Raw genomic sequence first — 19,019 nt, forward strand, 5'->3', positions numbered from 1 at the left:
CCGCTGATTAAAGTTTCACTTTATCCTAACAAAAATCCCCGATTCAAATCATCTCTCGGATCTAATACAAACTGATGAAATCCTGTAATAAATGCCTGCCCGGTTACTTTCGGAACGATTGCTTCATATTGAGCTACCGCTGTTACAGATAATACTTCTCCCACAAAATGACCATCTGTGATACATTCGTGGATAAAAGTTTCTCCCTTTTGTAAGGCACCTTTTTCAAAAAGGGTTGCGAGTCTCGCAGAAGTTCCTGTGCCGCAAGGAGAACGGTCTACTTGCCCGTCAGCAAAGATTGTCACATTTCGCAAAGTAGCGTCTTTTCCTTTCGGTTCATCTGAGAAAATAACGCCGTATATTCCTTTTAAACCTTCTTCCAGTGGATGTTTCACTTCCATTTGGCTCTCAATATAGTGTTTAATTTTTCCTCCCCACACTTGAATAGCAGATAAATCTTTAAAATCAATTTTCAAACCAAATTCTCTACTATCTACTACCGCATAAAACGCTCCGCCAAATGCGATATCTACTTGAAATTCGTAGTTATCTATTTTGATAGGAACGTCTTTTTTATATACAAATGAAGGAACATTTTCAAATGATACGGATTCTACTTCACTTCCACTATACTTTGCATACGCAATAACTTCCCCTGCAGGACTATCAATAATGAACTTTTGTTTTTCACCAGTCACTTCAAACATACCTGTTTCAATTCCTACTGTAATAACAGCAATAATGCCGTGACCACACATCGTACTCCAGCCTTCATTGTGCATAAATAATACGCCAAAATCAGCATGAGCACTTGCGGGCGGCGTAACGATACAACCGTACATTCCGTGATGCCCTCTCGGTTCATACATAAGAATTTCACGAAGGTGATCCAAATGTTCCATGCAGTATGCGCGTCTTTCTAATTGCGTTTCCCCTTTTATTTCTGGCACGCCGCCCGTAATAATTCGAAGCGGTTCCCCAGCTACGTGAGCATCAATTGTTGTGTATATTTTGCTAACCTTCATTTCTATCTCTCCCCTATATGTTGATACCATTTTTAATGCAAGTATCATGCCAACGGATAGAGTATAAATCTGTATACATTTTTCAAAAAAACATACACTACTGTCTACTTTTTTATACAGTAGACAGTGGGTTATTATTAAGGTTCAAGCACACGTACCAAAACAAAAACCCGAAAAAAACGTTGGGGGTGTATATTTTAAATACAGTTTAATTAAAACATTTCATAGACTCACATTTTGTTCGAAATAAAAAGAGTCCATCTTGAAAAAATTTGATCAAAACGGACTCTCAATTTATAAAGTATTATACAATTGCCTTAAAAAATTTGATTACTTTCTACTATTTAGCTATTCCCCTTTACGATAGTACCCATTTGCAATATATACATATAGCATTCCGAAAGGAGCAATAAGCGGACTAAGCATATAAAGTATTAAAATCTTAAACGCCTTCCACATCAACATAAATAGTAATGGTAAAATTATAAAATGACCACCCATAAGTGTATTTATCAAGTCATCCCAAATAATTGTTGCAAAAGGAAATAAAAATCCAGCCAATAAAACATATATTGTCTGTGCAGATGAAAGCTCATTTATATATAGTAAAAACCCAGATACAGCTATTGAAATAATATATGATTTCACCAAATATTGAGTATCCACCCCATGAAACATTTTCCCGATAAATTGTATCATTTTGAACATAGCACCTCCTTAATTTCAATTTTATTCCTTATTTTAACATAAAAAGGTTATTTATCGTCGGTTTTATACCGAATTTTCAAAATATTAAGCAAAAAAAATCGTTAAATAGATATTGATTTTTGAAATGAATTTCCATAAAAATAATTAACAAACTCATATGTGACGACATAAAGAAGGAAGCCATTTTGACAAAGTATTATCACAATGACTTCTTATCTAATAGATTTAATTTTTTATTGTTAAAAATCAAATTAAACCCAATTGTTTTTTTAGTAGTGAAATAGCGTAAATGTATTTCACCCCCACAGTGGGACCCATCAAACCCTCACCGCCACCACATCCGGCACTTGCTTAGCAATTTCCTCACCAATCTTTATACTTGCCGTTGCAGCTGGAGATGGTGCGTTACAAATATGTAGAGAATTGATGCCAGGAATAATGCAAAAGTCATCAACCATTTTTCCGTTTGATAAAATAGCTTGTGCCCTTACCCCTGCATGTGTTGGCACGATATCTTTCTCTGTTAGTTCTGGTATGAGGCGCTGTAAGCTTTTTAAAAATGATTGTTTACTAAATGAGCGCACCATCTCTTTTATGCCTTCTTTCATATTTGGCATCGCCATTTTCCAAAAGCCTGTGTATGTCATTGTTTCCATGAAGTCTTTCATATTAAAGTCCGTTTTCGTATAACCTTCGCGCTTGAAGCTTACTACTGCGTTTGGTCCTGCATGTACTTCTCCGTTTATCATTCTTGTGAAATGAACGCCTAAAAATGGGAATTCTGGGTTTGGAACTGGATAAATTAAATGTTTGATGAGATGGCGTTTATCTGGGACAAGTTCGTAATATTCACCACGAAACGGAACAATTTTCATATCAGTTAGTATACCTGTCTTTTTCGCAATACGATCACTATGTAAGCCAGCGCAGTTAATGAGAAATTTCGTTTTAAATGTGCCTTTATTCGTCTCAATTGTTACAGCATCTTTTTTCTCAGTAATACGCTCTGCGGCTGTTCCTAAATGTATTTCTCCGCCGCTTTCCTGAATTAAACGGGCAAATGCATAGCTTACTCCTTTATACTCAGCAATCCCGCAAGAAGGCACACGAATTGCGCCTAGTCCCTTTACATGAGGTTCAATTTCAGCTAATTCTTCCTTATCTATTTTTGAAATGTGTAAATCGTTTTGTAAGCCTCTTTCATATAAGTTATGTAAAAGAGGAAGTTCTTCTCTTTCTGTAGCGACAATTACTTTTCCGCACATGTCATAAGCGATGTCATTTTCTTTACAAAATTGAACCATAGCTGCATTTCCTTCTTTGGCAAACTTTGCTTTATAACTCCCTGGTTTATAATAAATGCCCGAATGAATTACTCCGCTATTATGTCCAGTTTGATGGTGTGCAAGTTCCTTTTCTTTTTCAATGATCGCGACTTTCGCACGAGGGAATTTTTTCGTTAAAGCCATTCCAGTTGATAGACCAACAATTCCTCCGCCAATAATTATAAAGTCATACACTCTAATTCCCCCTTAATCGTATAAAGTGAAACTTTAATCAGTGGGGTTTCGTCCATCCCCACTGATTATTAGTCTTCACCAATCGGGCGTTTACGGGCAGTTAATCTTCCACCTAACTTCTTTGCTTCAGCCGAATTTTAAGGTGGGAGTTTTACTGCCCGGCAAATAGCGGGATAAAAGGCAGGTCTATTCGAAAGACCCGCCGTACATATTATTTAGAAAAACAACCGCGCTGACGCATGAGTTCTCTATATAAATCTTTATTTTTCTCAAATGCAGCTCTTCCGTGCATCCAAAATAAATTGTTTAAAAGAACTAAGTCACCAACTGGTAATTTTAATGCATGTGTTGCCCGTGAGTTTTCAACTGAATAGGATAAGTCTTTCAAATAGTTTGCTTGTTCCATATTATCTGGATAAGCGAACTGATCAATAAAGCAAATACATGGTGCGTTATTTATATCAAAAAACGTTTCACGATAGACGATTTCTTGCGCATTTTTACTTGGTGGTGCTTTATACGTAATTTTAACAGATGCGAGTGAATGGTTTCTAAATTTTTGAAGATCTTCCCAATCGTCTAAATGTAGTAAACGAGATTCTCCTCCTACTGCATTTTGCTCTTCCATTTTCATCATAAGAAGCCAATCTGTCGGTTCATCAACGAATGTACCGTCTGTATGAAGTGTAAACAATCGGTACGCTTGACGAAGGTAAGAATCACTACTATCCGTATCTTTTACATTAAATCTAGCATAATACGTTCCTGTCATTGCATCGAAGCTTGGCGCCCCAATTAAATGTGTTAATGCTGTTGCAAATTTCACGTAGTCTGCTGGATCTGCCGTTTCACCTTGCACCCCAATTGTAAATCCGCCCGTTTCACGGTCATGAATAATGCCGCGAATGTTATCCATAAATGATTGTCCAAAAATCTTTCTCATTCCATCTGCAAGATTAAACCGTGAATACGGAATGTATTGTAATGACTGCTCTGAATGTTCTTTTACCTCTTCAAAAAACTGCTTAAGCAATTGCTGATTTAACATAATATGATATAAACGTTTATGCTCCGGATGAGGAACAATTTCATAACCCTCATACTTTTTTGCAAACTTCATCTTCGCACTTTGTTCTGTAATAATCGACATTTCAATTCCTCCCTAAACGAAATATGAAGAACGTATTGACGCTTTTTACAGACAGTTATCCTTATCTTCTTATGCCGAGATTCGGTCTTACTGCCCTAACAGCAAAAAGCCAGTCATACGCACCACGATAGAAAATCGTAGAAACGTACAACTGGCTTATCATTACGAGTGTCTTTAATCTCTTAAAGTACAATAATAATAGACAGTTCATATGAAAATATGTGTAAAACAGGAAAATAAGATCGAATTTAGAGAAGGCTAATTTCTCGAATGGATCTTATTAATTAAATAATAATTCTAAATATTCTAACTGTCAATTCATTTTTTATTATTTCCTCGACATACTTTACACATTTTACAAATCCCCTTTTTTCGCTTCTTGTTTTACAACTTGAATTGCTTTTCACGTATTCATCTTACTTACTCCCAAATAAAATAAGCCAGTCGTATCTCTTTAAAGGAAATACAACTGGCTCTCATTTATCGTTATAAACTAGACATTGATTATAAATTTGTTTCCTCGTACTCTTCCACGGGCTTTTCATCATTTAAATAACTTACATATTGGCGATGCAAATCTTTGACCGCACTGACGATAGCATTTTGCGCTTTTCCTTGGTAATGATCTGTAATATCTTGCACAATTTCTTCAATACCATCTCGTAAACTATGTCCTCTTAAAATTTGGGCGACGAAGCCTCTACCGTGCTCTGTTGCAAGTGTACATGACGCTTCAATAATGACATGATATTTATGATCTGCTTCAATTGTAATTGTTAACGTTTCGTACATACTGCGAACCGCCATCCCTTTCGGAAGCCTCGAATGTCCAGCCATGAAAAAAGTTCCTTTGCGCATATTTCACCCTCCGTTACTATGTTAAAAGCCAGAAAAGCATCGTATACAGCTGCATTGAATTTTATTTACTCCCCTTATCCTTCTAGCTCGTACTCCTGCTAAAGAAGCTCAAGTGGAAAGAAGCTACTCTCTTCATTTTCAAATATAAATCCGGGCTTACAGCGAGGCTACTCACTGCCATCCGATACTAAATTAATCATAATGTAAATAAACTGAATATTCAATATTAATTTGATAAGAAAGTTCCAAATCCCCACAACATATACTGTTCAAAAGAAAAAAGGAAGTGGTCTCATGTATTACGGAACAAAAGGCTGGTACGTAGCTGAACTTAAAAAATTAGGTGTCCGCTATCATGAAGGACGAAAACTAGAAAGTTACCGCGGACACGTATTGCGCAATTTATTAATCGCACAACAAGAGAAAACGAAAGAAGAGCAATCTAATATCGATTGATTCTCGAAATATATTAGCGGTTCAACATAGTATATCGACTTATCGACAAATCATCTCCCCATTCCACCAACCAATCACACATTCATACAAACCAAAAAGGCCACCCTAACGGGTGACCTTTTTTATTCACAAACAAGAATTTGTCTAGAAAATGATCCTTTTCTTGTGATACAGCGGTCTGTAATTTCAAATCCCGCTTCATGAATCATGTCGTCCATTGTTTCCATCGTGACAACGACTACTTTTTTTGCGATACGGCGCGCACTTGAAAGAATCGAGAGTTGATCTTCTGGTGTTGCGTGCGTAAATAGGTCGTATGGCATATCGATAATTGCGACGTCGTAGTTCTCAGTAATTTCTTCAATTGGGCCTTTTGTTACTGTTCCTTCAAACCCGAAATGTGCGATGTTTTTTCTCGTTCCAAGAACTACAAGTGGATTTATATCTCTACCAACGATGTTAATCCCCATAGAAAGTGCTTCTACTACTACTGTTCCAATGCCACAGCACGGGTCAATTGCTCGTACTCCATCTGGGTTTGGTACAGCGATATTTGCGACAGCTCTAGCAACACGTGTGCTCAGTGATGTCGAATAGCTATGCGGTTTTTTTATGTGATGATACCAAACTGGATCACTTTCTACATAGTGCCCGAAGTACCAACGTCCTCCAAGAGGAACAATCCCGAATACGCGCTCTGGATTACGAACGTCTGCTTCTCCTTCAATATGCATACCGAGGTCTCGTTCAATAAGGCGTCTTTCCCCATATTCAATTTTATTTTCTTTACCAAGATCATTGATTTTAACGAAGATAACTTTGAATGTCGCTCCCGCTAAATCAATTTGTTCCACTTGTTCTAAAATGCTTTCTAAGTCGTCCCCTTCATACATAACCTCAACGCGCTCTTTAATAAACGGACTTCTACTCGGAGCAATCTTGACTTCACTTTTCAAAATATTAACGTGAGACTCCATCCCAAAGAACGAGCGCATTTCCAAGTAACATAAAGCACGCTCCTCTTCGCGAAACGCATACGTATATATACATGCAGGTGTTTTACTATGATTACTCAATCTATTATCATCCTTTATCGTTCAAAATTGTTATGATCACAATTACTCGAATATTTTTGTATATAAAATTAAATGATATCATATGCCGGAAATAAAGAGAAACCTTTCTAAATCCTTTCGCAAATAAAAGAGACTGCCTATTGGCAATCTCTTTATTTTTAATAACAGAAAGAAGATACATTCTGAGCTTGTTCTTCCTAGTAATCTAGCATACCACCATAAATTGCTTCTCCTAATGTATCATTTGAAATTGTCCTTAACATATACATTCCCTTCCTCCAAAGGAAGCTTTTTCTGATCAACCCGTTTCGCTTTTCCCGTTTCAAGATCGGTTTGGAAAGTTGAAAAATACCACATTCCTTCTCCATTATCATAATTCCCAATAAGAAACTTCCCTTTATCTAAAGCTTTAAAACAAGTTCCTGTAATACCAAAATCATCTTCATCAATTTTCACTTCGAGCACTTTCCCTTTATGAATGTAAAAAGCTTTCACTGTTGAAAAATTAGAAGACTCACGTTGCAGTGCTACGAAAAAATCTGGTGTACCTTTACTTACAAATCCATTTTTTCTAGACGTATTAAATACAAACTCTCCAATTTTCGCCTCTTGCAAATATAATGTCGCGCTTGTAGATTGTAAGGCAAGCTGATATTCACCTTTATATATTTGATCCCCTTCTTGTGCACCAACCCAAGGTTCTTTTTGCGTCTCATGTTGTTCATTATTCGAAAAAACATGCAAAGTATACGCTTCTCCCTCAGTAGAATTCATTAAAACAGTGTAGCGACTTTGCACTTGTGGATTTATTTGTGACCCTTGTATTTTTCTACTCTCTTTTTTATTCCCCTGGGTATCCTCTACCTTCGTCACTACTTTTTCATCTGAACCTTCTTGAGCACATCCACTTAACGCTAAACTTACAACGATACTACCCATCAATAATTTCTTCATCTTGTCCCCCCTAAATAAAGTGGGCTGATTAAAAATATTATTTTTAATCAGCCCACTTTATTTTCTATGAAATTAGTCTTCAATTAAATTAGACATTACATACGCATATACTAATGATTCTGTATGTGCAATGGAACTCTCATGCGTACGTTCAAAAGCGTGAGAAGAATCAATACCGGCTCCAATTAATGCATGTTTTACATCAAATCCAGCGTGAATCGCAGCTGATGCGTCAGATCCGTAGTACGGGTAAATATCTACTTTATATTCAATATTGTTCGCTTTCGCAAGCTCAACTAAATGTTTACGTAATGCATAATGGTATGGACCACTAGAATCTTTTGCGCAAATAGATACTGTATATTCATCAGATGTTTGTCCATCACCTAACGCTCCCATATCAACTGCTAAATATTCTACAGTTTCTTCTGGAATGTTAGAGTTTCCACCGTATCCAATCTCTTCATTATTAGAAATTAAGAAATGCGTCGTATATGGTAATGTTACATTTTCATCTTGCAATCTTTTAATTAATTTTAATAGAATTGCTACGCTTACTTTATCATCTAAATGACGTGATTTTATGTATCCACTCTCTGTAATTTGAACGCGTGGATCAAATGAAACGAAGTCTCCTACTTCAATTCCTAATTCGCGTACTTCATTCGCAGAAGAAACACGCTCATCAATACGCACTTCAATGTTTTGCTCATCACGTTTCGCTTCACCTGCATTTTTATATACGTGTACAGATGTTTGATGCATTAAAATCGTTCCTGTATACGCCTTACCGCTTGACGTTTCAATTTCGCAATATTCCCCTTCTACAGAGTTCCAGCGAAATCCGCCAATCATAGATAAACGAAGACGACCGTCAGATTTAATTTCTTTTACCATCGCACCTAACGTATCAACATGAGCAGTTAATAAACGATGTTGATCATCATTTTTCCCTTTTACCGTTAAAATAAGAGCGCCTTTATTATTACGCTTCGTCTCTACGTTCCACTCACTCACATAGTTTTCAATGAAATTAATAATTTTCGCCGTATTTCCAGATGGACTCGGAATAGAGACAAGCTCCTTAATGAGTTCCATCGTTTCTTTCGTATGATGTGCCATTGTCGTTTCCTCCTCATTTTCTCTATTATTCAGTATACAAAATTTGCTATGAAACCTCTACTTATATGGTCTAATTTTCTAAATTATAGTAAAATTCTCTTTAGTATGTAAAAAGGAGCTACAAAATATGAATATATCAAAAAAATATATACACATTGCACTCATTTGGTTTTTAGCATCATTACTTTGTTTACAAGTTTCTTATGCCGTTCATACTACTACTTCTATTACAATCGGCTGGGGATTAACGGCTATCTTCTTCATTATTAGCTTCATTGCAGCAAAAAAGCATAGCGTTAGTGAGTAACGCTATGCTTTTCCTATAAAACTATTCTTCTGAAACATCTAATAAATAAATCCCTCTTTCAAATCCACCGTGCTCTTCTTTTTTTTGCTTACGAAGGCGTTCTACGTCTTCAATTGTTGCTCCTTCTGCACGCGCTAATGACATAATCACTTCCAGTGCATCCGCAAGAGAATCTAACGCATGTTCACGCTCTTTCATAGAAGCAAATTCACGAACTTCTTCCGTTCCAATTTTCGCTAAAGCTTGTATGTATGCTTGGCCTGTTAATTTTTGTGCTGTATATGTTTTTCCAGACATTAATATTTTCTCTGGAACACGGTCTCTTACTAACTTGTTATAAGTTGACATCATTCATCCTCCTATGTTCAATAACACCCGAGCTCTGCTTTATAGAAAAACCACTCTTTTTTCACACACGCACTTAACATATCAATTCCTGATCCGTGCGCCCTTACATGCGGGAAGAAATAGTGCTCTGATTTTTCTTCTTCATTACCATATAAAGTTTGGTACTCATCTGGAATCGCTTCTTTTTTCACATCTTTTTCTTTCGTCACCCCGCCAGAAAACGCAACACTTGGATGCCCTTCAAAAAATAATGCAGTTCGTACAGCCATAGATGGTGTACTGTGCAAAGCATAATATACAAACAAAATTATACCGGTAATACCTATAATTTTTTTCATGTATTACTCCTAAAAAAAAGTGCTAACACAATTATACTAAAATGTGTTAGCACTTTCTCCCTTTTATCCCGAATTAACGGGCTAATAATCAGTAGGAAGTGAGCAAAATCCCTCACTAATTAAAGTTTTACTTTATTCCCCTTTAAATGCTGGTAGACGTTTTTCTAAAAACGCAGCAATGCCTTCTTTATGGTCAGCTGTTTGTCTCATCGCATATTGACCGCGTTTTTCAAGCTGAAGCGTCTGTTCTAAATTAGAGCGATTGACTTCACATAAAATTTGCTTCGTTTGAATCATCGCCTTAATCGGCTTTTGTGACCATTCATTAATTTTTTGTTTCACAGCCGTTTGGAAGTTCTCGCTGATTACTTCATCAATTAAGCCGATATCTAACGCTTCTGTTGCTGATAATTTCTTGCCTTCCCAAATAATTTGCTTCGTCATATTTTCACCAACGCGCTTTTGTAGGAAGAAATGACCGCCACCATCTGGAATTAAAGCGATTCCAATAAAGTTCATCGCAATAACTGACGATATATCTGCCATCACATAATCAGCAGTTAATGCAATACTTAATCCAAGACCAGCAGTTGGTCCATGAATTGCACTAATCACAAGCTTCGGCATCGTATATAAAGTTACAACGACTTCAGAAATGGTATTCATAATACCGTCAAACTTGCTTTCATCATTACTTGAAAGCATCGATTTAATATCCCCACCCGCAGAAAAACCACGGCCGTTCCCGCATAGCACAACAATATGCGCAGAACTCTCCGCTACTTCTTTCAACTTTTGTAATAGCTCTTTTAACGTTGGCTCATCTAATGCATTTAACACTTCTGGGCGATTGACCATCACCGTTGCTACGCTTCCTTCATATTTCACAACCACAGATTCTGTTTTACTCGTTACTTCCATCATATACCCCTCTTTTCTACATAAAGATTATACTTATATAATTATAGAAAACAGGTAAAAAATCCTTCTTTTTTCTTAATTTTCTGTCTAATAATCTCGCAATTTGTATATATCCTGTATAAAACATACCATTTCGTTAAAAAATATAGCAATCAAAGTCGTTTTATCCATACCTTTCATCTATCTATCATTACAATGAAATAATGTCTTCTTGCATGTACTGCTTAAAAACAAATATTGAAATTCATTCGCCTTACTATAAAGTGAAGGCTTTTACGGTCCGCAGGGCTTCCACCTAACTTCTTTGCTCCAGCTGAATTTTGAGGTGGGAGTTTTACTGCGCGGTAAATAGCCGGATAAAAAGGTATTTATCCCCTCACTCGGGTGCTGAAATAAAAGAATGAAGAAATGGAGGAACATATGGTTAATAAGTTGAAACAGACGGATAACTACTTCCCACATTTCCTACTGCTATTCATTGTGTTTCAACCAATTTTAGATTTACTAACATCTTTTTCAATCTATGTATTACACATGAGCGCAACAGTCGGAATCGTAGTCCGTTTCGCCTTTATGCTTCTTGCATCAGGGTATCTACTTCTTCATCACAAACAACAAGGTGCGAAAAAATACATTCTCTACTTATGCTTACTTGGAACTGTACTCACAATCGGCCTTGTTAATAATTTAATGGTCAAATCTCCAGTTTCTTTCGGAGAAGAAGTGAAATTCATTTTAAAAAGTGTATATCCAATGGTACTACTGTTTGGATATATTATTGCTCTTAAAGAGTTAAAAAATAACGAATATGCGTTTCATAAAATCATTATCTATTTCTTATATGCAACGTTAATTTTGAGTATCTCAATTATTGTGGCAATGTTGACTAGTACAGATTTCCCAAGCTATCCGAACTCAAAGATCGGTTCAAGGGGATGGTTCTTTGCTGGAAATGAGTTAAGTTCCATTTTCGCCATTACGTTCCCCATCGTCGTCTTGTACTCAATTCATAAAACAACTTCTTTCTCGAAAATCTATTACTGGATTCCAACTGTACTTGCGATGTATGCAAGCATTATGATTGGAACGAAAGTAGGCTATGGTGCCATTGTTATTACACTTGGTATCGCTCTTTTTTTCTTATTTATTGAATATATTATTCATCGTAAAAAAGAAGGAAAAGGATTCACATATCTTGTAAATACAATTGTTGTTGCTATCGTATTAGGAGGTATACTCATACTTACACCATATACTCCTATCGCCAAAAACATGAGCATCCATTTACAAATATATAAATATAAAAATCCAGTACAAGAAGGAGAGGTAACGAAAGAAGAACGTGAGCAGGGTGAACTAACAGACTCTGAAATGAAGAGTTTAATTTACAGTGATCGTGACAAGTTTTTAAACGTATACAAACAATACTATAAAGACGCACCACTATCTCAAAAACTATTTGGAATGGGCTACGCTGGTAACTATACAACTACACCTAAATTAGTCGAAATGGATTTCTACGACCTATTCTTTGCGTTCGGCATTGTTGGATTCCTTATGTATTTGCTGCCGCTTCTTTATTTCGGTATTAAAATATTCATTCGCATCATCACTAACTTCAAGAAACTATTAAATGTAAAACATATGCTACTAGCTAACACACTCGTCTTATCGCTCGGCATCGGCTTTATGTCTGGTCACGTATTAACAGCACCAGCCGTAAGTATTTTCTTCGTTGTTATACTTGCTTATATGATTGTTGATTTGGGAATTGAATAACAAAAAGAAGGTACTCTGAAAAGTCCGTTATACTGGATTTTCGAGCACCTTCTTTTTATTTCATTCGTGTTTTACATACTCTAAATTTTCTTTTGCGATATTTTTATTATACCGTCTAAACACCTAAAAACTTCAATTTCTCTTTCTGTTCGTCGTTCGCCATTACTACAATTGTTTTTTCAATACTTGGATGTACTTGTTCAAGCGTTACACTCGCTCCAGCTTTATTTGACTGCTCAACAAAATTTAATAATGCCATCGCTCCTGACACATCCATATAGCGCACATCTTTCATACGTAAAACAATCGGTGACTTCACATCTTGTAAAGTAGTAAAAATACGATCTACTGATAAGAAAGAGAGCGGTCCTTGAATCGTATACGTTGCTTCTCTTTCTTTTACAATCGAAGTTTTACGTTCTTTACATTTCACAATGTATAGGATGAAGGAAAGAATAATCCCGAATGCAACAGCGATCATTAAATCAAACTTCACTGTAACGATCATCGTTACGAGCATAACAATAACATCACCTTTTGGCGCTACATGCATTTTCTTCATGCTTTCCCAATCGAACATTCCAATACCCGTTAAAATTAAAATACCTGATAATACAGCAAGTGGAATGTATTGTACGACTGAACCGAGTCCCATAATGAAAATAAACAATATAACACTATGCATACTTGCCGAAAGCGCCGTTTTACCGCCACTTCTTATATTAACGATAGATCGTACAGTCGCCCCTGCACCTGCTAATCCGCCGAACAATCCGCTCATCATATTACCGATACCTTGTCCGACAAGTTCTTTATTACTTTTATGACGTGTACCTGTCACATTATCCATTACGACTGACGTTAATAAAGAGTCAATCGAACCTAATAAAGCAATACTAAGCGCTGGTAAAATAAGTTCTGCTAATCCTGTTCCACTTAAAGATGGAATATGAAGCGTAGGCATCGCTTCTGGAATCGTTCCAATCTTTTCAATTACTTTATTTAGTGAAAGGTTTCCGATAATCGGTACCTTCACTGTAAGCCCTTCTAACAATGAAGAAAATAAAGGCAACAACGCAGTCACACCGACTAACGCAACTAAACTAGATGGAATGGCCTTAATCCATTTTCCAGAAACAATCATTACAATGATCGTTAATACTACGAGCAGAAAACTATTTTGCACGTGTTTTATTTCACCTAAAATAATAATCAGTGCAATACCGTTCATAAATCCTGAAACGACAGGATACGGAATATATCGAACGTAAGAGCCTAGCTTACATACCCCGAATAAAATTTGAAAAAGTCCCGCCATCATAAATGCTATAAAACTCGCCTCTAACCCGTGCGTCGCAATAACTCCTGTCGCGATAACCGTAATCGGTCCAGTTGGCCCAGTAACCTGACCAGGTGTACCACCAAATAACGCTGCGAATAAACCTGCAAAAATGGCACCATACAATCCGACCAGTGCTCCTTCAGACGTTCCCGTTGCCGCAATACCAAACGCAATGGCAAGTGGCAACGCAACAATCGCAACCGTAAATCCTGCTAAACATTCCTTTGCAATTTTTTGAAACATAAAATAACCACCTTCATATAAAGTCCACGTTCCATTGTACACCTAAAAAGATTTATTCGTTAGCGTACTTTTTACAGTCTCGTGAAGTAAACGTATTCAATGAAAAGTTTCCCCCTTACCTTTGGAAACAATTGCAACTATGCTATAATGAACAAATTAAATCTTTTACTATATACTTGGAGGCACTATGCTAACTTTTGAAGAAAAATTATCGATCATTGAATCTTTCCCTGAATTAGAAAGAAAGAACGTATCATTAAAACGCGTAAACTTTCACTTTGAAGAAAGTCGTTTAGATAAAAAGAACGTTGTATATCATTTACACCCAAATGGAAACGGATTTGTATATGCAAGCGGTATTAAAGGTTACAAAACGGACGATAAAGGTATGATTAACATCCGTGAATTTTCAGCGGAAGAATTACGTTCAGTAATTGAGCAATCAATTGAACTATTATCACAAGAAGAAGTAGTAATCCCTGCAGAACCTGCGAAAGAAGAAGAATGGCATAACGAAGATGGTCATATTCTTACTCTTATATCAGAGGATGACATGTGGAACGTTTACGCTGGCGTAAACTTAGACGGTACATTCAACTCTTATCCAGAAGCAGCGGAATACCTTGATGAAGAAGGTTTTTCACGTAAATAATAAAAATGCCTTTCCAAATTGGAAAGGCATTTTTATTATTTTTTCGTACCTTTTAACGACTCTCTCAACACAAATTTCTGCAGTTTCCCACTCGCATTACGAGGAAGTTCATCCACAAATAAATAATGACGTGGGCGTTTATAATCTGCTAATTCATCACTTTCTTTACAATACTTTTCTAAATCAGCTTCTGTGATCGCTTCATCTTTCTTTACAATAACGGCTACAACACGTTCTCCCCATAATTCATCAGGTTCACCAAGCACTGCAACATCTAATATACCAGGGTGACTATGGAGGTAATCTTCAATTTCACGAGGATAAATATTTACACCACCGCTAATTACCATATCATCCACGCGATCTGCAACGAATAAATAGCCATCTTTATCAAAGTAACCTAAGTCACCTGAATGATACCATCCTTTATACAGCGATTTTGTGTTTGCTTCTTCACGATTATGATAGCCAGCCATCATAGTCGGACCGCGCAAAATAATTTCTCCCACTTCATAAGGAGGTAATACATCATCTGGCTCTGCAGGTGCATCTTCGTTCGGCTTTACAATACGAATTTCATGGCTAAAACATGGCGTCCCTGCTGAACCAGCTTTCGTAATTTGATCCTCTTCCACGAGAAACGCAACAACTGGCCCCATTTCTGTCATTCCGTATATTTGGACGAGATCAATATAAAGACGTTCTTTACATTCCTTCACTAAAGCCGGTGCCATTGCTGCTCCGCCATATATACCAATTTTCATCGAAGTTAAATCATATTGGGATAAATCTTTTTGCAGCAACATATTCCACATCGTCGGTGCTGCAAAGAACGTTGTAATCTTCTCTTCTTGAATCGTATGTAATACTGTTTCAGTATCAAAGTGATGCAAAATAACATTCTTTCCGCCAACTTGAATGCGCGGTATAATCCCAGCATTCAACTCACCACAATGATATAAAGGTGCTACTACAAGCCCGACACTATCCCTGTTATATTTTAAGAAATACGTACAAATCATACTATGCTCAGTCATTTCACGATGACGATGCAATACGCCTTTCGGATGCCCTGTCGTACCGCTCGTATAAAGCATAGAGCAATAATCCATTTCATCAATTTCGATATCTACTTTCTCAGAAGATGCTGCATTTACTTTTTCATGGTAGGAGCTTGCATAGGAAGGTTTATCGTCTTCTACATACCAAAAGGATGTATTTGGAAAATCTCTTTCAATCATAGCAACAGTTGACTCAACTGCTTTTTCAAAGACAACTACTTTCGAGGATGCGTCCTGAAGAATATAAGATACTTCTTTCGCTTTTAAGCGGAAATTAATTGGATTAAAGATTGCACCAATTTTTGCACAAGCTAAGTAAACGTTTACAAATTCACGACAGTTATATAAGTATACAGATACACAATCTCCCTTTCTTACTCCTTCTTCTAATAGAGCGTGCGCCGTTTTATTTATTTGTTCATCCCACTGTTTATACGTCCAGCGAATATTTTTTTCTGGTTCCACTAACGCCTCTTTATTCGGATACTTACCAACAGATAAATCAAAAATTCTCCCTATCGTCATGTACATGCCAACAATTTCCCCCTTTTCTCTTTCATAAATCTATCATTTCGTCTATAAGTAGACATTGTCCTCTATAAAATTGACTAATTTTTCTGATTATTATCGACATAGTTTTACAAATGAAGGTATGTTTTGATTCACTTCTCAGTAAATAAAATTATATCGGCGGTTTTTTGAATATATCGACCGCAACTCAATATATATCAGGGATTTTTCGAATATATCGACTTACCGACAAAAACTGACAAAATAAAATGAAACTTTAATCGGGTTTTTACAGGCAGCCTGCCTCCCGCAAATAGCAGGATAAAAAAGAGACTGTTCCAAATCGGAACAGTCCTCTTATGCTTACACAAACAGCTCTTCTAAAATTTTCAGTTTATCTTCTGTATATTTTACAAAGCCATCGTTATATGATTTTGGATCTTTCGGATTCGCGAAATGCGTAATTGCGCCCGTCTTCGGATGAACAAACTTACTTGAAGCACCACAGCCAAGTCCGATAATCGATTGTACTTCTTCCATAATAACAATGTTGTAAATACTTTCTTGCGTAGGCATTGCATAACCAACGTTCTCTAAGTTACCTAAAATATTCTTTTGACGATATAGGTAATATGGTACGTAATTATGCTTTTGCGTCCACTCTTCTGCTTCGTGCATCATCGCTGTAATTTCTTCACGACCTGCTACTTTATATTTACGTTTGTTTTGTGTCATTTCAGAAGCACGTTTAAATGATAACGTATGAACTGTTAATGATTCTGGCATTAACTTTTCTGTTTCATCTAACGTATGCTTGAAGATATCTAACCCTTCACCAGGAAGACCAATAATTAAGTCCATATTAATATTGTTCATTCCCATTTCACGAGCTAAATGATACTTTTCAATTGTTTCTTCTACAGTATGATGACGGCCAATTGCTTTTAGTGTTTCTTGATGGTATGACTGCGGATTAATACTAATGCGGTCAATATTCCATTTATTTAACACTTCTAGTTTCGCTGGCGTGATTGTATCTGGACGACCTGCCTCAACTGTTACTTCACGCACATTTTTCACATCTGGGAACGCTTCATACATTTCTTCATACAGCATATCCATCTCTTCTGCTGTAATACTTGTTGGTGTACCGCCGCCGTAATAAATTGTCGTAACTGTCACACCTTTTTCTTTTAAAAACTTACCAATTTCACGAACTTCATAATGTAGACCACCTAAGAACGAATCAACCGATCCTTGGCGTCCGTTAATTGCGTAAGCTGGGAATGTACAGTATGCACATTTCGTCGGACAGAATGGAATACCGATATAAATACTTACTTCCTCTTTCAAACGGTATAAATCCGGAACAACTGCTAATTGGCAATCAACAATACGCTGAAGAAGTTCAATTTTCTCTTCATGAATTAAATAGCTTTCACGAAGTTCTTGATGTGCTTCTTCTTTTGACATACCACTTTGAAGCATTTTATGAAGAAGTTTCGTCGGACGTACTCCCGTTAAAATACCCCAGCTTTGTTCAAGACCTGTTAACTGCTGAAGAACAGAAAGATATACATAAGAAACAACATGTTTCACTTGCTTCATACGCTCTTTTTCATCTGTAAAAGCAGATAAATCTTTCGCGAATGTTTCTTCATACACATTTCCAGTAGCAACATCTGTTAAGCGAGCTGATGCTTTCACATTCTCTTCAATGTGTATATCAACGATAAGATTTGCTTCCTCTTGTTCAAATCCAATCGTACTATCTTCAAAAAATAAGCCGCCAATATTTTGTAGCGGGCGTAAAAAACGATCATCTTGTAACGTTTTAATTGAAATTAACAACATTATCACCTTTTCATTTGCAAACTCTCTTTAGTTTACTTGAAGGGCGTTTGCAGGTCAATACAGAAGGTTTTACCTTATTCCTTCTATTAATAACTTAAAGGCATAAGAGATAACATTTCTCTTATGCCTTTTATACATCTATTAACTATTTTTAGTCATAAATCTTAAACGTATTCCTAATAACACAAGAACAAAACCAACGAATGGAAGATAGTTCATATCATGTCCTGTGGCTGGAAGTTGTTGATTATTAGAAGAACCTTGCCCTTTTTCGGGTAAGTTAGGCTTCTCTGTTCCTTCACCTGGTGTTTCCGTTCCTCCACCTGGTGTTTCTGTTCCTCCACCTGGTGTTTCTGTTCCTCCACCTGGTGTTTCTGTTCCTCCACCTGGCTCTTTTTGATTTGTAATTTGAAGTTTTATAACTTCAATTTTTTGATTAGAAATCGTAAACTTAACTTCCTTATTAGATAAAGTGTATCCTTCTGGAGCCTGTACTTCTTTTAAAATGTAATCTCCTGGTTCAAGTTTCTTGGAAATTGCTTTACCATTTTTATCTGTTGTTAATTTGTCTATTTTCGTTCCGTCTTTCAAAATTTCAAAAACTGCGCCTGCTAATATTTTATTTGTATCATTCGCATCTACCTTTGTAATTTCTACTTGACCTGTTATTTTTTCTTTCACTTTTTCATTCAATACTTCTTGTTTTACTAATTCATTTGCTACGATGTTTACTTCTACTGTCACTTCCAGCGCTTTATAACCTTCTGGCGCTTTCGCTTCCTCTAACGTGTATTT

Annotated in this window: 19 protein-coding genes; 4 read left to right on the top strand and 15 right to left on the bottom strand. The window is 36.5% G+C overall.

The features are described from left to right. Positions 1–20: 20 nt before the first annotated feature. The 5 genes from JDS95_RS12445 to JDS95_RS12465 all read right to left on the bottom strand — a co-directional run bounded on the left by JDS95_RS12445 (position 21) and on the right by JDS95_RS12465 (position 5,261). Positions 21–1,073, bottom strand: coding sequence for a proline racemase family protein (locus JDS95_RS12445; RefSeq protein WP_139823472.1), 1,053 nt, complete (start codon positions 1,071–1,073; stop codon positions 21–23). A 300-nt stretch (positions 1,074–1,373) separates the two neighbouring features. Beyond that, complete coding sequence (locus JDS95_RS12450; RefSeq protein ID WP_000475634.1) at positions 1,374–1,733, bottom strand: hypothetical protein; 360 nt, start codon at positions 1,731–1,733, stop codon at positions 1,374–1,376. Between the two features lie 317 nt (positions 1,734–2,050). Continuing rightward, on the bottom strand, positions 2,051–3,253 hold the full coding sequence (gene lhgO / locus JDS95_RS12455) for an L-2-hydroxyglutarate oxidase (RefSeq protein WP_000271849.1): 1,203 nt from the start codon (positions 3,251–3,253) through the stop codon (positions 2,051–2,053). Between the two features lie 211 nt (positions 3,254–3,464). Then, the gene (gene glaH / locus JDS95_RS12460; RefSeq protein ID WP_000022840.1) at positions 3,465–4,403 is read right to left on the bottom strand and encodes a glutarate dioxygenase GlaH; all 939 of its coding nucleotides are present in this window, start codon (positions 4,401–4,403) and stop codon (positions 3,465–3,467) included. Between the two features lie 504 nt (positions 4,404–4,907). Continuing rightward, a complete protein-coding gene (locus JDS95_RS12465) occupies positions 4,908–5,261 on the bottom strand; it encodes a DUF3870 domain-containing protein (protein WP_001225458.1) in 354 nt (117 codons plus the stop codon). Positions 5,262–5,486: 225 nt separating this feature from the next. On the opposite strand from JDS95_RS12465, the gene JDS95_RS12470 reads away from it, so the two are divergent. After that, positions 5,487–5,717, top strand: a complete 231-nt coding sequence (locus tag JDS95_RS12470; RefSeq protein ID WP_100064179.1) for a YflJ family protein — start codon at positions 5,487–5,489, stop codon at positions 5,715–5,717. A 122-nt stretch (positions 5,718–5,839) separates the two neighbouring features. Here JDS95_RS12470 and JDS95_RS12475 read toward each other — a convergent pair whose 3' ends face one another. The 3 genes from JDS95_RS12475 to JDS95_RS12485 all read right to left on the bottom strand — a co-directional run bounded on the left by JDS95_RS12475 (position 5,840) and on the right by JDS95_RS12485 (position 8,869). Then, entirely contained in the window at positions 5,840–6,793 is a 954-nt protein-coding gene (locus JDS95_RS12475) for a TRM11 family SAM-dependent methyltransferase (RefSeq protein WP_000064982.1), read from the bottom strand. Positions 6,794–7,033: 240 nt separating this feature from the next. Continuing rightward, the gene (locus JDS95_RS12480; protein WP_000735157.1) at positions 7,034–7,747 is read right to left on the bottom strand and encodes a hypothetical protein; all 714 of its coding nucleotides are present in this window, start codon (positions 7,745–7,747) and stop codon (positions 7,034–7,036) included. A 72-nt stretch (positions 7,748–7,819) separates the two neighbouring features. Continuing rightward, positions 7,820–8,869 (bottom strand): M42 family metallopeptidase, encoded by a 1,050-nt coding sequence (locus JDS95_RS12485; protein ID WP_000930091.1) that lies wholly within the window; start codon positions 8,867–8,869, stop codon positions 7,820–7,822. 127 nt (positions 8,870–8,996) lie between these two features. On the opposite strand from JDS95_RS12485, the gene JDS95_RS12490 reads away from it, so the two are divergent. Continuing rightward, positions 8,997–9,176, top strand: coding sequence for a hypothetical protein (locus tag JDS95_RS12490; protein WP_001027088.1), 180 nt, complete (start codon positions 8,997–8,999; stop codon positions 9,174–9,176). A gap of 21 nt (positions 9,177–9,197) precedes the next feature. On the opposite strand, the gene JDS95_RS12495 is transcribed toward JDS95_RS12490, so the two are convergent. The 3 genes from JDS95_RS12495 to JDS95_RS12505 form a co-directional block, all read right to left on the bottom strand. Next, positions 9,198–9,524 carry a nucleoside triphosphate pyrophosphohydrolase gene (locus JDS95_RS12495; protein ID WP_000109210.1) on the bottom strand — a complete coding sequence of 109 codons (327 nt, stop codon included), beginning with the start codon at positions 9,522–9,524 and terminating at the stop codon, positions 9,198–9,200. Positions 9,525–9,541: 17 nt separating this feature from the next. Further along, entirely contained in the window at positions 9,542–9,862 is a 321-nt protein-coding gene (locus JDS95_RS12500) for a hypothetical protein (protein ID WP_000720136.1), read from the bottom strand. Positions 9,863–9,994: 132 nt separating this feature from the next. Beyond that, positions 9,995–10,783, bottom strand: a complete 789-nt coding sequence (locus tag JDS95_RS12505; RefSeq protein ID WP_000454189.1) for an enoyl-CoA hydratase — start codon at positions 10,781–10,783, stop codon at positions 9,995–9,997. Between the two features lie 420 nt (positions 10,784–11,203). Between JDS95_RS12505 and JDS95_RS12510 the strand changes: the two genes are divergently transcribed. Continuing rightward, positions 11,204–12,562 carry an O-antigen ligase family protein gene (locus JDS95_RS12510; RefSeq protein ID WP_000247544.1) on the top strand — a complete coding sequence of 453 codons (1,359 nt, stop codon included), beginning with the start codon at positions 11,204–11,206 and terminating at the stop codon, positions 12,560–12,562. A gap of 115 nt (positions 12,563–12,677) precedes the next feature. On the opposite strand, the gene JDS95_RS12515 is transcribed toward JDS95_RS12510, so the two are convergent. Continuing rightward, complete coding sequence (locus tag JDS95_RS12515; RefSeq protein ID WP_000486660.1) at positions 12,678–14,147, bottom strand: SulP family inorganic anion transporter; 1,470 nt, start codon at positions 14,145–14,147, stop codon at positions 12,678–12,680. Between the two features lie 187 nt (positions 14,148–14,334). Between JDS95_RS12515 and JDS95_RS12520 the strand changes: the two genes are divergently transcribed. Continuing rightward, positions 14,335–14,799: a hypothetical protein gene (locus JDS95_RS12520; protein WP_000955010.1), complete on the top strand. Its 465-nt coding sequence runs from the start codon at positions 14,335–14,337 to the stop codon at positions 14,797–14,799. A gap of 35 nt (positions 14,800–14,834) precedes the next feature. Here the strand turns inward: JDS95_RS12520 and JDS95_RS12525 are convergent, their stop codons facing one another. The 3 genes from JDS95_RS12525 to JDS95_RS12535 form a co-directional block, all read right to left on the bottom strand. Further along, the gene (locus JDS95_RS12525; protein ID WP_000281986.1) at positions 14,835–16,391 is read right to left on the bottom strand and encodes a fatty acid--CoA ligase; all 1,557 of its coding nucleotides are present in this window, start codon (positions 16,389–16,391) and stop codon (positions 14,835–14,837) included. Positions 16,392–16,733: 342 nt separating this feature from the next. Then, a complete protein-coding gene (locus JDS95_RS12530) occupies positions 16,734–18,224 on the bottom strand; it encodes a coproporphyrinogen III oxidase (protein WP_002007015.1) in 1,491 nt (496 codons plus the stop codon). Between the two features lie 141 nt (positions 18,225–18,365). Then, the coding region (locus JDS95_RS12535) for an MSCRAMM family protein (protein WP_199690528.1) at positions 18,366–19,019 on the bottom strand (654 nt) is incomplete at its 5' end.

The organism is Bacillus cereus group sp. N24, from assembly GCF_016483345.1.
In the GTDB taxonomy this organism is placed as follows: Bacteria; Bacillota; Bacilli; order Bacillales; family Bacillaceae_G; genus Bacillus_A; species Bacillus_A toyonensis.

Coding starts and splice junctions, on each gene's coding strand:
- JDS95_RS12445 (WP_139823472.1), bottom strand. CDS start 1,073: ATGATACTTGCATTAAAAATGGTATCAACATATAGGGGAGAGATAGAA.
- JDS95_RS12450 (WP_000475634.1), bottom strand. CDS start 1,733: ATGTTCAAAATGATACAATTTATCGGGAAAATGTTTCATGGGGTGGAT.
- glaH (WP_000022840.1), bottom strand. CDS start 4,403: ATGTCGATTATTACAGAACAAAGTGCGAAGATGAAGTTTGCAAAAAAG.
- JDS95_RS12465 (WP_001225458.1), bottom strand. CDS start 5,261: ATGCGCAAAGGAACTTTTTTCATGGCTGGACATTCGAGGCTTCCGAAA.
- JDS95_RS12480 (WP_000735157.1), bottom strand. CDS start 7,747: ATGAAGAAATTATTGATGGGTAGTATCGTTGTAAGTTTAGCGTTAAGT.
- JDS95_RS12485 (WP_000930091.1), bottom strand. CDS start 8,869: ATGGCACATCATACGAAAGAAACGATGGAACTCATTAAGGAGCTTGTC.
- JDS95_RS12490 (WP_001027088.1), top strand. CDS start 8,997: ATGAATATATCAAAAAAATATATACACATTGCACTCATTTGGTTTTTA.
- JDS95_RS12495 (WP_000109210.1), bottom strand. CDS start 9,524: ATGTCAACTTATAACAAGTTAGTAAGAGACCGTGTTCCAGAGAAAATA.
- JDS95_RS12500 (WP_000720136.1), bottom strand. CDS start 9,862: ATGAAAAAAATTATAGGTATTACCGGTATAATTTTGTTTGTATATTAT.
- JDS95_RS12505 (WP_000454189.1), bottom strand. CDS start 10,783: ATGGAAGTAACGAGTAAAACAGAATCTGTGGTTGTGAAATATGAAGGA.
- JDS95_RS12510 (WP_000247544.1), top strand. CDS start 11,204: ATGGTTAATAAGTTGAAACAGACGGATAACTACTTCCCACATTTCCTA.
- JDS95_RS12515 (WP_000486660.1), bottom strand. CDS start 14,147: ATGTTTCAAAAAATTGCAAAGGAATGTTTAGCAGGATTTACGGTTGCG.
- JDS95_RS12520 (WP_000955010.1), top strand. CDS start 14,335: ATGCTAACTTTTGAAGAAAAATTATCGATCATTGAATCTTTCCCTGAA.
- JDS95_RS12525 (WP_000281986.1), bottom strand. CDS start 16,391: ATGTACATGACGATAGGGAGAATTTTTGATTTATCTGTTGGTAAGTAT.
- JDS95_RS12530 (WP_002007015.1), bottom strand. CDS start 18,224: ATGTTGTTAATTTCAATTAAAACGTTACAAGATGATCGTTTTTTACGC.